Origin of the sequence: Terrirhizobium terrae (genome assembly GCF_030323265.1) — a bacterium.
Classification (GTDB): Bacteria; Pseudomonadota; Alphaproteobacteria; order Rhizobiales; family Rhizobiaceae; genus Neorhizobium.
Genome location: NZ_CP104992.1, coordinates 2,756,368 through 2,769,349, shown reverse-complemented (window position 1 = coordinate 2,769,349; position 12,982 = coordinate 2,756,368). Strand labels below are relative to the sequence as shown.

Here is a 12,982-nt window from a genome sequence, read left to right as displayed (position 1 = left end):
GGGCCGATTGCCGTCATGACGCAGAAGCGCCAAAGGGGGCATGGCGCTGAAGCGCCACAGGCGGTCGTCTGGCGAGCTAACGATTTCAACGGGCTCTAGCAATCGATCTGCAGACGAGGATGAGTATGGGAATGCCCAGCATAGTCAAGCTCCAAGGGAAGAGTGCGACTATGAAAGCGAAAAGGCTTCCAACGAACGCGATGGAAGCCATGATGACTAGATATGGAACAGCCCAGCGCATCTACGGTTCAGCCCACGACTTGAGAACAAGAGGAGCTGACGGCTCTTGGCCAGGCCAAAGCTGGATGAGGTACCGGTCGCTTCCATCAAGGCCGTCTCCGCTGATCGTATCCAAGCCCGACATGTTCGCGCGGATACCAAGTGGTCCAGCTTCTACGGAGAGCCTTTGAGCTGTCGGCTCGTAGTCTGTCATGCCAGCCAAGACCAGAACTCCAGAGGGGCAATTGAAGCTCGCTTCTACTACATGCTGGTACCGCTCGATCTCTGGCTGTGGCCGCACATCATGCCACTCCACTATGATCGGCACGGTCATGTTGCGAGCTGTGTGAACGATGGCGGCGTGAGGACCCGTCATCAAGCGGCTGGCGATTGCCTCTTCCCGATAGTCGGAAGGCAAGTTTGGATAGCTTTGGTCTCTGACGTAAATTTGGAAATAGTCCGCTAAGAGCTTACCTTTGAACAGGGATTTGGGTTCGTTCTGGCCGGAGGTTGCTGAAACCGCCATTGTCCACCCTCCTAGAATCAACAAAGTACGACGTTTTAAGCGCATGTTGTTCCGTGCCTGCTCCGACGGAGTAGCCGCTGTTTCCACCCCTTCCACAGAAACCTAGCAACAACCACGTTCGAGACAAGCCACAGGTCCGCTTTTGCGATGATGATCAGCAACCTCAACACCCCGCACCTGTGCTCCTGACTCCACCGTTTCTGGACGGCCCGCTCCACGCCCCTCAAGCGCCAGAAGCGGTCGTTGCGGGCTGCTCATCACGGAACTTGGGACTTCGCAACGTTGCCCCATGTACAAGTTCCGTCTAGCCTGCGAACGCAAGACAGTCCGCTGAGGTCAAAATTCATTGAACCCGATCGACGTTATAATTGACGTGATATGGCGGTCCGTCGAGCGCCGAAACCGCAAGGACTGGCTGATGTGGTTCGGATGTGTTGTTGTCTTTTGCCTTGTCGGACTCAGCATTTTCCTGGCGTTCCGCTAACTGTGAAAGCCTCGCACAACGAAGGCCGGTTTGGGCCGACGGCCGTCATGACGCATAAGCGCCATTAGGAGACATTGCGCATTGGTGGTTTGCAGTGTTCAGTGAGGTTAAGGTACCTCCGCCCCTTACGAGATTGCCATGAGAGATTTGTTTCTGGTCACGCATGCCCAGTCCGTCCACCATATCGAAAAGAGGGTCGGAGGCTGGTACGACACGGAACTCACCGAACGCGGGCAAGCGGATGCCAGTTCGATTGCTGAAAGGCTTTTCACCCTGATTGGCCACAGCGAGATCGAGATTTTCTCGTCCGACCTGAAACGAGCCTCCCAAACAGCAGACCCTATCGGGCAGCGCTTTGAGCGACCAGTGGCACAAACACGGTCGTTAAGGGAAATAAGTTACGGCGTAGCGGAAGGTAAGCCACAGGAGTGGCTTGATGCGAGGTACACACCCGCGCCCGATACCGACAGACTTGATCATCGAGGTAATATCGAGGAAGCGGAGTCGCGTCGAGACGTGGCGGATCGAGTTTATCCCTTTATGGAAGCGTTGCTGGAACGGGACTGTGAGGCGCAGATCATCGTCACCCACGGTTTCACCCAGAGTTTGGTGATCTCAGCTTGGATGAAGGTACCCATCGATGCCTGTGGCTTTGTTTCCTATGCCGCGCCAAGCGGAAGCATCACCCACCTTCGGCAGGACGACTTTTTCCGCAACAGGGCGATGATCAGTTTCGCAGATACCTCTCACTTGGATCGATGACCGCTTCGGGCCGAAGGCGGTCATCGGCGATAGCGCGGAATGCGCTTCCCTGTCCTCATATCCCTCCTCTGCAATCTCGAAGAGATGCGAGACCGCCGGGTTCCTTGCCGCGACAGGCGCGCAGAGGACGACGTCGAATTCGGGGGCGTTTTCCAGCGGGCGCGAGATCACGCCGTTGCCGAGATCCGTGCAGAGCGATTGCGGGATGAGGCCGACGCCGAGGCCTTCGGCGACGAGGCGGATGATCGTGTGCTGCAGGCGCGGTTCGAAGGCGAAGTCGGGTACTGTGCCGCCGGTGGCGCAATAGACGCCGATTGCAGAGCGGAGCGTCGGGGCGACCGAGGCGGGTGCGGCGATCAGGCGTTCCCCTGCAGATCGCGAGGCCCGACCTCAGTGCGCTGCGCCAGCCTGTGGCCGGCAGGCGCGATCAGTTGCAGGCGGTCGCGGGCAAGCAGCGTGGTGCGCAGATGCGGCGCGTGGACGAGGCCGAAGGTGACGGCGGCGTCGAGCCTGCCCTCGATCAGCTGCTCGTCGATATCCGTCGGGATGCGTTCTTCGAGGATCAGCCTGATATCGGGCCGTGACTGGTTGTAGCGGCGCACCAGCGAGGGCACGACGCCATGGGCGGCATGCATCATGAAGGCGAGCCGCAGCTCGCCCTTCATGCCGCTCGCCACAAGCCGCACGTCGCGGCAGGCGGCGTCGAAACCGGCGATGACGCGGCGGCAGTCCTCCAGAAAATGCTTGCCGGCCGGGGTCAGCGCGACATTGCGGGAATTGCGCTCGAACAGCTTGACGCCGAGCGTCTTCTCGATCGCGGCGATCTGCCGGCTGAAGGGCGGCTGGCTCATGTTCATGCGCGCCGCCGCCCGTCCGAAATGCAGGGTCTCGGCCAGCGCCAGAAAATACTGCATGTGCCGCGTGTCCATTCAATACCCTCGAAGCACCGATCAAAGCCTCAGATCGCATTGGATTATATCGATCGACTGGCTTAGGCAAATTAAGACCGATACTTTCGAGCCCAGACCTCCGAGCCAAACACATGCTGACCAATCTTCTCATCGTGCTGCCGATCTTCGCCCTCATCCTTGCCGGCTGGATTGCCCGCAAGACCGGCGCGCTCGGGCCGAATGCGACGCGCGAGGTCAACCGGCTGGTCGTCTATCTGGCGCTGCCGGCGCTGCTCTTCGACATCATGGCCAATGCGAAAGTGGAGGATATCTGGCAGCCGCGCTTTACGCTTGCCTTCGCGCTCGGCTGCGCCGTCATCTTCGTCTTCACGCTCATCTGGCGGATGGCGAAGGGCCGGCATCTGGCGGATGCGGCGATCGACGGGCTGAATGCCAGCTATGCCAATACCGGCTTCGTCGGCTTTCCGCTGGTTCTGGCGCTGATCGGCGAGAGCGGCATGGGTGCGACGCTGATCGCGACGATCCTCACCGTCTGCGTGCTCTTTGCCATCGCCATCATCCTGATCGAAGGCGGGCTGCAATCGGAAACGCGCCGCCGCGACATTGTCACCAAGACGGCGATTTCTCTCGCCAAGAACCCGCTGCTGGTGGCGCCGGTACTCGGTGCGGTCGTGCTCGTGTCCGGCTGGCACCTGCCGGCGCCGGTGCATACTTTCCTGAAACTGCTGGGCGGCGCCGCTTCCCTTGCGCGCTCATCGCCCTCGGCCTGTTTCTCGCCGGCACGCAGTCGGACAAGGCGGGGGAGCGGCTGTCGACGGCGGGCATTCTGGTGGGGTTGAAACTGATCGCCCACCCGGCCGCGACCTGGGTGATTGCCGGGCCTATCCTGGGATTGCCGCCGGTCGCCACCCATACGGCGGTGCTGCTGGCCGCCCTCCCCACCGGCACCGGCCCCTTTATGCTGGCTGAGTTCTATAACCGGGAAGCCAGCCTCACCGGCCGCGTCGTGCTGGTCTCGACCGTGCTCTCCATCGCGACGATCTCGATCTATCTGGCACTGAACGGCTGATCAAACCGACGATCATGCCGCTGCGAGACTAGCCGGCCTTGATCAATGGCGGCTGCCATGAGCCGTTCAATATGGCGTCCTTGCCCCAATAGGCGCGGATATAGAGCGAGAAGCGACCGTCCGGAGCGGGAAGCCAGTTGCCTTCCCTGTCGCCGCCGGGAGATTTCACACCAGCATAAAGCGTCAACGATCCGTCGGAATTGCGCTTCAGGTTCTTGTTCTTGGTTCCGAGCGAATAGCGTTTCAGGTCATTGGCGTGGAAGAGATGCTTGTCGTTGTAAAGCGTCAGCGACCAGAAGCCGTTGACCGGCGGTTCCTCACCCGCCGCGAAGGTGATCTCGTAGCTGCCGCTTCCCGTCAGTTGCTTCCCGTTCCCGTCGAAATCCGTATAGAAATACTGGGTCTCATTCGGCCGATTGTCGAACATGTTCGACTTCGATGTGCCCGTGCGGTTGAAATAGTCGAGGCCGAACTGGGCGTTGTTGGTCGAGCGGTTCCAGCCATTGCCGGCCTGCCGGCCGTTGTGCCGCCATTCGAAGAACGGCGCGATGACGGTCTTCTCCGTTTCCACGGCCGTCTCCACCAGCAATGCCTTCAATTCGGGATCATTCTGCGCCGCATCGAGCAGCAGCCGGAACTGGCCATACATCGCCTCCTCTCCCGGCAGGGGATCGGCGGCGGCTACGGCATCGGCGAACTGGTCGAAGAATTTTTCCGGCACGACCCATTTGGTCTCTCCACCACCACCATCAGGGTCGGAGGACTGCGGAACAGGGATATCCTTCACCTTCGCCCATTCGATCGCCTTCATCTCACCGGTGAAATCCTTGAGAGGATAAAACACGACCTGATTGATGACGGACTGGATCGCCTTCCTGTCCTCAGCCGTGTCGTCCTGGAAGATGCGGGGGATGGCATTGGCAAGCGATGTCGGGCAGCGGATGATTTCGGTTATGCCGTTCGGCTTCAGGCCGTTCCATCGCGGGCCGACGAGCAGATAGTGACCGGGCCTCGTGCCATAGGGTTTGCCGATATGACCGAACTGGTCCGTGCGCGCGTCATAGAGCGCGTAGACCCAGAAGCGATCACCAAAATCCGGCACCTGCGCCACTACCGGCTCTTCGTCCAATGAGAAGAAGCCGAGACCATACACGACGTCCTGATTGGGGCAGGTGACGAAGGTTTCGGATGGTTCGATATAATCGTGCAGCATGCCGACATGGCCGCGCGGCGCAGCCGGCAGGATGCCCCCGAGCAGGCCCGGATAAGGAGCCTGGGTTATTTTCGCCTTGCGGTTCAGCATGTTGACGATCGGCCAGCCCCAGACATAGGCCATCTGCGCGATCGTCCGGGCATAGCCGGGATGCATCATGATGCCGGTGGCCGGCATGGTGATCTCGCCTTGGGCGGGGGCCGTTTGCGCGATTGTCTCACCGGATGCGGCGACCAGCGGAATGGTCGAGATCGCCAGCGGCAGCACCGGCCGAGCGGCGAACGCCGCGAATGCCGTGGCTCCTAGACTGCCTTTCATGGCATCGCGGCGGGAAATTTCTCTCTGGTTATGGGACGTCATGTTGATAATCCTCTCCCCGTTTTTGTGATTGTCGTCACCGTCACTTCAGCTTGACGAGATCATCCGGCTTCCAGGTCTGGTCGAAGAATTCCGTGCCGGTGCCGTAGAGGCGCAGGGCGGCCAGGAAGTTGCGGCCCTCGACGGTCTGGATCCAGTTGCTTTCCGGCGCATCGGCCGGCTTGCTCGGGCCGAAGAACAGGTCGACCGAGCCGTCGCCATTGGTCTTCACCTTGTTGAAGCCGTTGATCGACGGCATGAGCTGTTTTGCCGAGGTCATCGTGCCATCGGTGATGTTGTAGGCCGTCACCGCCCAGAAGAGCGCGGCCGGCGGATGGGGCGGCAGGTGCAGGCGGTAGGAATTCGAGCCGTCGAGGAAATCGCCATCGGCATCGCGGATGGCGAATGGGTATTTGGAACCCGCATCGAGCGTACGCATGACCATGGCAGGTGCCGAGGAATAGGCGATCTGGAAATAGGAGGCTCGCTGGATCACATCGAGATAGCTGTCCTGCATCCAGTCGGCGGTCGCACCTGCCCAGGTGTTCACAAATTGCCGATCCTTGAAATAGAGGTCCCGTTTGTCCGGGCGCCCGAGCTGGCGGCCGGCGAGGATCATCTTCGGCGCGGTCTCGACGGCCCGCTGAAGTGCCGCGTTCTGCTTGTCCGTCGGCTCAAAGGGCTGGCCCCTGACGATGCCGATCGAGGCCAGCACGCCGCGCGTGACGGGGTCGATCGAGGCGACCGGCTCATAATCGACAAAGGCCTTGAGCTTGGTCCAGTAGGTAGCACCCGTCGGATACATCATGTTGATGTGCTTGCCGCTGGCGTTCGGAAACTCCATCGGCTTCACGTCCTTTTCCGATGCCCAGAGCGGATAGACGCGGGTGCGCTCCGCGTTCGCCACGGCGGGCGCCGGGTCGGGCCCGTTCTCGCCCTTGCCCATGATCGTGCGGAAAAAGAGGAAGACATTGTAGGTCGGCGAGCGGAAGGCGAAATAGCCCTTGGGGATCTCGCCGTCATAATCGGGCGGCAGCAGCAGATAGAGCCCGCCGCGTGCCCGGTCGGGACCGATCGCGCCGACATCGGTGATGGTGCGCTGGTAGAAGTCGGTGAACATGCCGATGACATTGGGCGGTGCCGCGACAACCAGCGGCCCGTCGGCCTTCAGATCGAGATAGCTCATCGAATAGATGACATCGGCATTGGGCGTCGGCACCCAGGTGCGGCTGTCCATCCGCTCCTTCCAGATGGGCAGCACGTTATAGCCGGCGCCGAAGGTAGCCTCTGAGCCATCCTTCATGCCAATCGTGTTGAGGATTGGGATCGTCAGCATGTAAGCCTGGATGGCATTCTGGTAGTAGAAGGCGTCGCGCAGGGCTTCGGCCTCCGATTGCGGCAGCCAGTTGCCCTTGTTGATCTGTTCCATCAAGGGCGGGATTTCGGCTTCATTATTTTGGGCGATGGCGGGCGGCGCGGTTGCCGCCAGAAATGCTGCAAGGGTTAGGACGGCTGGGCGCAAAGGCGATGTCGACATGATCTGCTCCTGTCTGACGCGAGGTGCGGAAGGTCCGGACAGGACAGATCGAACGGGAGGCGAATGGAAGTACGCAACGGTAAATCGTGGTGTAAACGGCAGATGGACGAACGACGGGGTGGCGCGGTCAATGCGTATGAAACGCCTTATTCACGCGTCTCCGGGATCTCGCGCAGATGCGGGAAACGCCCGGCGGCGACATAATCTTCCTCCTCCGGTGTCGAGACCCGGCCAAGCACGGCATTGCGGTGCGGGTGGCGGCCGAAGGCGGCGATCACCTTGTGCACCTCGACCGGCTGCTGGGCGGCAAATGCGTAGGCATCCTTGAGGAAGGCCGGCGCTGCAGCCTCGATATCGCGCGCCAGCCGGATCGCATGCTCGACCCGGGCAAGATGATCCGGCCCTTCGCAATGGGCGAGCGGGATGATGTAGATCGTCTTCTCCCAGGGGTTTTCGAGCGCATCGTAATGACCGTTGGAAAAGCCTTCCGTGGAGAACGCCAGCGCTTTGCCGTCCTGGGCGAAGGCACGCGGCGTATCGCGCCAGAGCGAGCGTGGAAACTGGTCGAGCGCGATGATGAGGGCGAGACGGCCTTGAGGGTCCCGCGACCAGTGATCGAGCTCGCCGCGGGCGGCTTTCTCGGTCTCGTCGGAAAAGCGGGCAATGATCGCCTCGTCGGCGCCGCCGCGCATGCGCCAGATCCAGTAATCGCGATGCGCCGCCGCATCGAAATCCGGGTTCCGCCTTTCGGGAAACCAGAAGTCGAGCACCTCTTGCCATTCCGGCTTTTCGGCAGGGTTGGTCATGGTCGGGTCCACCTGAGACGGATGGTCCGCCCGGAGGACCTTACTGTCAATGGGTGAAAGCCGGGGTAGCGCGTGCCCGATCTTCCATTATCGTTTTCAGTTGGACATCTACGCCCGCATCTGCCAGAAGCGCCGCAAGGACGCGACTGCCGTTATCTTTAGAACGGGGTCGGGCGACCGATTGACGTCACGTTGCTGCCGCGAGATCACGCAGGCCGTCCTTATTTCCTGCCTTCGACCACCTTGATCAGATCCTCGCGCACGGCGACGATATGGCTCGCCAGCAGCTCCGCCGCCTTGTCGAAACGGCGGGCACGGATCAGGCCGATCAACTCCGCATGCTCGAACATCGCCTTTTCCATCGCCGCCTCGTTGGAGAGTTGCAGGCGGGTATAGCGATCGCTGGTCTGCAACAGCGAGGCGACGATCTGGCGCGACCTCGGCATGTCGGCGCGATGGTACATCGCCATATGCAGATCGGCATTCAGGCGGCCGTAGTCATCCCGTTCTCCGGCCGCGATCGCCTTGATGTATACCGCCTGTCGCTCGTCGAGTTGCGCCAGGTCGGCATCGTCGAGGATCGGAGCCGAGGCCAAGAGCAGACGCGGTTCCAGCATGATGCGCAGATCGAAGACGTCGTCGATTTCGGCGCGCGACAGCTCCGACACGATCGCGCCCTTCTGCGGCGAGATTTTTACCAGTCCCTCGGCTTCCAGCTGAAAGAGGACTTCGCGGACGGGAATGCGGCTGACGCCATAGGCTTCCGCCAGGGCATCCTGCCGGAGCTGGGTACCGGCAGCATACTGACCGGACAGGATCGCCTGGCGGATTTCGGTGATGAGCGCGCCCGAAAGCGTCTTGTGTTTCAATTTTACGGCCATGCCACCCCGCTACACGAAAACCACGGAAAAGCCAGTTGACTCTCAAAATGTATAAAATCTACATTATACCCAATAAAAGGGAACAGCAATCATGCCGAGTGCCGCATCGAAACCGGGGCCGCCGCAAGGTGCCCTCTCCTCCTCTCCCGCCTCAAGGGGACCGGCGGGCACGCCCGTCGGCCCCGTGCGCTGGCTGATCGCGCTGTCGGAAGGCGTGCTGTGCGTCGAGAAACTGGTGGTCGCGGTCTTCATGGCGCTGGTGCTGGGACTGATCCTGCTCAACGTTGTCACGCGTTACGCGGGCACGCCGCTCTATTGGGTGGACGAGGCGGCGGTCTATGCGATGGTGTGGCTGACCTTTGTGGGCGGTTCGGCGCTGACGCGGCTGCGGCTCGATTTCGCCGTGACATTGCTGAGCGAAAAGCTGTCGCCGGCGAATGCCGAGCGGCTGCAGGCGCTGGCGACCTTCATCGCCTTCCTGTTTTCCGTCTCGCTGCTCGTCATGTGCTGGAACTGGATGGACCCGTTGGGCATTGCCGCGGCCGGTTTCGATGCCCGCGACTATGCCGGCGAGAGCTTCAACTTCCTCTATACCGAGCGCACCCAGACGCTGAACTGGCCGACATGGATGGTGAGCCTCATCGTGCCGATCTTCGCGCTGACCATGTCGCTGCACACCGCCGCCAATCTCGTGGAGGAGCTGGGATTTGCTGACAAGAAGGTCCGTCGCGACTTCAATTCCGCCGAAGGAGTGAACTGAGATGGTGACGACCGCAGCCTTTCTGATCGTCATGCTGGTCGGGGTGCCGATCGGACTTTGCCTGTGTATCGCCGCCGCAATCTACATCTGGTCGACCGGCAATGTGCTTCTCTTCCAGAGCTTCCCGGTGCAGCTGTTCGGCGGAGTGGACAATTACGGACTGATCTCCATCCCGCTCTTCGTGCTGATCGGCGAGGTCATGAATGGCGGCGGCATCACGCGGCGCATCATCGACATGACCATGGCCATGGTCGGCGCGATGAAGGGCGGGCTTGCCTATGTGAACCTGATCGCCAACATGTTCGTTTCCTCCATTCTCGGCTCTGCCACCGCGCAGGTGGCGATCATGGCGCAGATGATGGTGCCCGAGATGGAGAAGAAGGGCTATGACAAGACATTTGCCGCAGGCCTGACGGCTTACGCCGGCATGCTGGGGCCGATCATTCCGCCCTCGATCATGTTCGTCGTCTATTCGGTTCTGGCGCAGGTACCGGTGGGCGACATGCTGGCGGCGGGCATGGTGCCGGGCGTGCTTCTGACCATCATCTTCTGCCTCGTCATCGCCGGCATGGGCTGGTTCGTCTACGATTATCCGCGCGGCGAGCGGCGCACGCTTACCGAACGGGGCAAAATCATTCTCGGCGCGCTGCCGACGCTGTCGATCCCGATCATCATCGTCGGCTCGATCCTTGCCGGCATCGCCAACCCGACGGAAGCGGCCGCCGTCGGCGTCGTCGCCGCCGTTCTGGTCGGACGGTTCTGGATCGGCGAGCTTTCCTTCTCGCAACTGCCGAAGATGTTCTTGCGCGCCGGCATCTATTCTGCGGTCGTGCTGCTGCTGGTGGCGGCGGCTGCGGTGTTTTCCTGGGTTCTGGTCTACGGCATGGTGCCGCAGAAGGTGGCGGAATGGGTGCAGACGATCGCATCCGACCCGATCACCTTCATGCTGCTGGTCAACGTGATCCTGCTGATCATCGGCACGGTGATCGACGGCGCGCCGGGACTGATCATGACGGTGCCGATCCTCCTGCCGATCGCGACCGAGGTCTACGGCATCGATCCGGTTCATTTCGGCGTGGTCGTCGTCATCAATCTCGTGCTCGGCTTCCTGTCGCCGCCAGTCGGCCTCTGCTTCTTCGTCGCCTCGGCGGTGACGGGGGCAAAGCCCGGCAAGATGTTCATCGTCACCCTGCCCTTCTTCTTTGCCGCATGCGGATTGCTGGTGCTGCTTTCGATCTTCCCGGCAATCTCCACCTTCTTCGTCAAGTAACTGCCATCACAACGATAAACTCCAGAGGAACAGACAATGACCATTTCCCGCAGATCATTCCTTCGCACCACGACGCTTGCCGCAGCGGGTGCCGCTGCCGCGACGACGCTTTCCATGCCGACCGTGCTGCGCGCGCAGGAGGCAAAGACCTTCCGCCTCGGCATCACCACCCCGCCCGGCCACCCATGGAACAATGCGGCGCTGAAGGTGGGCGAGATGCTGAAGGCCGAAACCAAGGGCCGTCTCGATCTCGCCGTCTTCCCGGCCAACCAGCTCGGCACGGAAGCCGTGATGCTGCAGCAGATGCAGGCCGGTTCGCTCGATTTCGGCTGGATCATGACCGCCGAGCTCGGTTCGCGCATTCCCTCGATCGCGGCGATCAACGCGCCCTACCTGGTCGATTCCACCGCCAAGGTGGCCAAGCTCGTGCGCGATCCGCTGGCGATGAAGATGCTCGACGTGCTGCCGAAGGAAACCGGCACGCTGGGGCTCGCCTGGGGCATTACCACGATGCGCGTCGTCTTCACCGCCAAGGAGATTGCAGGCCTCGACGATCTCAACGGCATGAAGCTGCGCATCAACACGACGCCGGCCTATCGCGACTTTTACCAGCTGCTGGGCGCGGCGCCGACGCCGATCCCGACGCCGCAGGTGTTCGACGCGATGTCGAACGGCCAGGTGGACGGACTGGAAGCCGATCTCGACCTCTCGTGGAACCAGCGTTTCGACAAGGTGTCGAAGACAATGCTGAAGATGAACGCGATCTTCATGCCCTGCGTGGCGCTCGCTTCCGGCCGCGTGTGGAAGGACGTCTCTTCCGCCGACCGCGAGCTGATCACCAAGCTCACCAAGGAAGCGCTCGACGCGCAGATCGACGCCACCGTTGCGAACGAGGCCAAGCTGCTCGACGAGTTCGGCAAGGTGATCTCGGTCAAGGAAGTCCAGGTTGCCGACGCCGGCAAGGTGATTTCCGAATACGACAAGATCTGGCTGCCCAAGGCCCCGGTCCTCGCCGACCTGCGCAAGCTGGGTGCAACGCTGTAAAGGTGTATCTTGGGGCCCTTTCAAAGGGCGATGCAGCGGTGCGTCCCTACACTGGGGACGCGCCGTTTCTTTTATTCTGGCGGTCAAGACTCGCAAGGAGGCAATACTACCTTGCAAACCGCCTAGCCGCCGCGACGCAGGCGATGACGCCGAGGGTGACGGCGAACATGGCGGGTGTCACGGTTTCGCCGAGCAGGACGGCTGCGAGCGCCAGGCCGAAGAAGGGCTGCAGCAGCTGCAGCTGACCGACGGAGGCGGTGCCGCCCTGGGAGAGGCCGCGATACCAGAAGATGAAGCCGATCAGCATGGAGAAGAGCGAGACATAGGCGAGGCCCGCATAGGCCGGGGCGCTGACGCCTTCAAAGCTTGCCGGCATGAAGGCGAAGGTCGCCACCAGCATGACCGGGAGCGCGATGACCAGAGCCCAGCAGATGACCTGCCAGCCGCCGAGGCGTTTCGACAGGGCCGCACCCTCCGCATAGCCATAGCCGCAGGCGACGATGGCGCCGAGCATCAGCCAGCCGCCGAGGGACAGGCCGAGCACGGTTGCTTCCGTGCCGTCCGAGCCGCCGCCGCGCACCAGCGCGTAGCCGGTAACGAGGGCTGCGCCGATGACGGCGAAGAGCCAGAAGGCGGGCTTCGGTCGCTCGCCGCCGCGCAGCACGCCGAAGATTGCGGTCGAGAGCGGCAGGAGGCCGATATAGACGATCGACTGGGCGGACGTGATGTGCTGCAGGGCGATGGCGGTCAGCAGCGGAAAGCCGACGACGACGCCGAGCGCGATGACGGCAAGGGCCGCGATATCCCGCCCCGAGGGGCGCTTTTCGCGGAAGAGCATCAGAAGGCAGAGCGCCAGCAGGCCGGCGATCGTGCCGCGCGCGACCGTCAGGAACAGTGGATCGAAGCCGATCACCGCCATGCGCGTCGCCGGCAGCGAGCCGGAAAAGATCAGGACGCCGATAAAGCCGTTAATCCAGCCTGACAGTCCGCGGTCCATGGTATGCTCCAGTGTTTTGGTCGGCGAGGTGGGCCGGTGGTGCGTCTGGCTGATCTCCCCCTTGTGGGGGAGATGCCCGGCAGGGCAGAGGGGGTGTTTCCACACACTCCTCATCAGTTGAGTTTGCAGCGCCACCCCCTCTGTCA

Annotated in this window: 10 protein-coding genes and 2 pseudogenes; 5 read left to right on the top strand and 7 right to left on the bottom strand. The window is 61.8% G+C overall.

The annotated features are described in order from the left end of the window. Positions 1-241: 241 nt before the first annotated feature. Positions 242-745 (bottom strand): hypothetical protein, encoded by a 504-nt coding sequence (locus N7E02_RS21475; RefSeq protein ID WP_286579637.1) that lies wholly within the window; start codon positions 743-745, stop codon positions 242-244. 622 nt (positions 746-1,367) lie between these two features. Between N7E02_RS21475 and N7E02_RS21470 the strand changes: the two genes are divergently transcribed. Continuing rightward, positions 1,368-1,991, top strand: a complete 624-nt coding sequence (locus tag N7E02_RS21470) for a histidine phosphatase family protein (RefSeq protein ID WP_286579635.1) — start codon at positions 1,368-1,370, stop codon at positions 1,989-1,991. Between the two features lie 123 nt (positions 1,992-2,114). On the opposite strand, the pseudogene N7E02_RS21465 reads toward N7E02_RS21470, so the two are convergent. Continuing rightward, positions 2,115-2,905 (bottom strand): annotated as a pseudogene (locus tag N7E02_RS21465) (LysR family transcriptional regulator); the annotation flags it as partial. A gap of 128 nt (positions 2,906-3,033) precedes the next feature. On the opposite strand from N7E02_RS21465, the pseudogene N7E02_RS21460 reads away from it, so the two are divergent. Beyond that, a pseudogene (locus N7E02_RS21460) lies at positions 3,034-3,971 on the top strand (AEC family transporter). 28 nt (positions 3,972-3,999) lie between these two features. Here N7E02_RS21460 and N7E02_RS21455 read toward each other — a convergent pair. From N7E02_RS21455 to N7E02_RS21440, 4 genes are all read right to left on the bottom strand, one after another. Next, positions 4,000-5,361 (bottom strand): DUF1254 domain-containing protein, encoded by a 1,362-nt coding sequence (locus N7E02_RS21455; protein ID WP_374730739.1) that lies wholly within the window; start codon positions 5,359-5,361, stop codon positions 4,000-4,002. Between the two features lie 223 nt (positions 5,362-5,584). After that, positions 5,585-7,078: a DUF1254 domain-containing protein gene (locus N7E02_RS21450; RefSeq protein ID WP_286579632.1), complete on the bottom strand. Its 1,494-nt coding sequence runs from the start codon at positions 7,076-7,078 to the stop codon at positions 5,585-5,587. A gap of 146 nt (positions 7,079-7,224) precedes the next feature. Next, on the bottom strand, positions 7,225-7,884 hold the full coding sequence (locus tag N7E02_RS21445) for a DUF924 family protein (protein ID WP_286579631.1): 660 nt from the start codon (positions 7,882-7,884) through the stop codon (positions 7,225-7,227). Between the two features lie 221 nt (positions 7,885-8,105). After that, positions 8,106-8,765, bottom strand: a complete 660-nt coding sequence (locus tag N7E02_RS21440; RefSeq protein ID WP_286579630.1) for a GntR family transcriptional regulator — start codon at positions 8,763-8,765, stop codon at positions 8,106-8,108. A gap of 91 nt (positions 8,766-8,856) precedes the next feature. Between N7E02_RS21440 and N7E02_RS21435 the strand changes: the two genes are divergently transcribed. The 3 genes from N7E02_RS21435 to N7E02_RS21425 are packed head-to-tail and all read left to right on the top strand — an operon-like array spanning position 8,857 to position 11,839. Continuing rightward, entirely contained in the window at positions 8,857-9,525 is a 669-nt protein-coding gene (locus N7E02_RS21435) for a TRAP transporter small permease (RefSeq protein WP_286579629.1), read from the top strand. A 1-nt stretch (position 9,526) separates the two neighbouring features. Next, positions 9,527-10,795 carry a TRAP transporter large permease gene (locus tag N7E02_RS21430; protein WP_286579628.1) on the top strand — a complete coding sequence of 423 codons (1,269 nt, stop codon included), beginning with the start codon at positions 9,527-9,529 and terminating at the stop codon, positions 10,793-10,795. Between the two features lie 36 nt (positions 10,796-10,831). Continuing rightward, entirely contained in the window at positions 10,832-11,839 is a 1,008-nt protein-coding gene (locus N7E02_RS21425) for a TRAP transporter substrate-binding protein (RefSeq protein WP_286579627.1), read from the top strand. A 106-nt stretch (positions 11,840-11,945) separates the two neighbouring features. Here the strand turns inward: N7E02_RS21425 and N7E02_RS21420 are convergent, their stop codons facing one another. Next, on the bottom strand, positions 11,946-12,836 hold the full coding sequence (locus N7E02_RS21420) for a DMT family transporter (protein ID WP_286579626.1): 891 nt from the start codon (positions 12,834-12,836) through the stop codon (positions 11,946-11,948). Between the last annotated feature and the right edge of the window lie 146 nt (positions 12,837-12,982).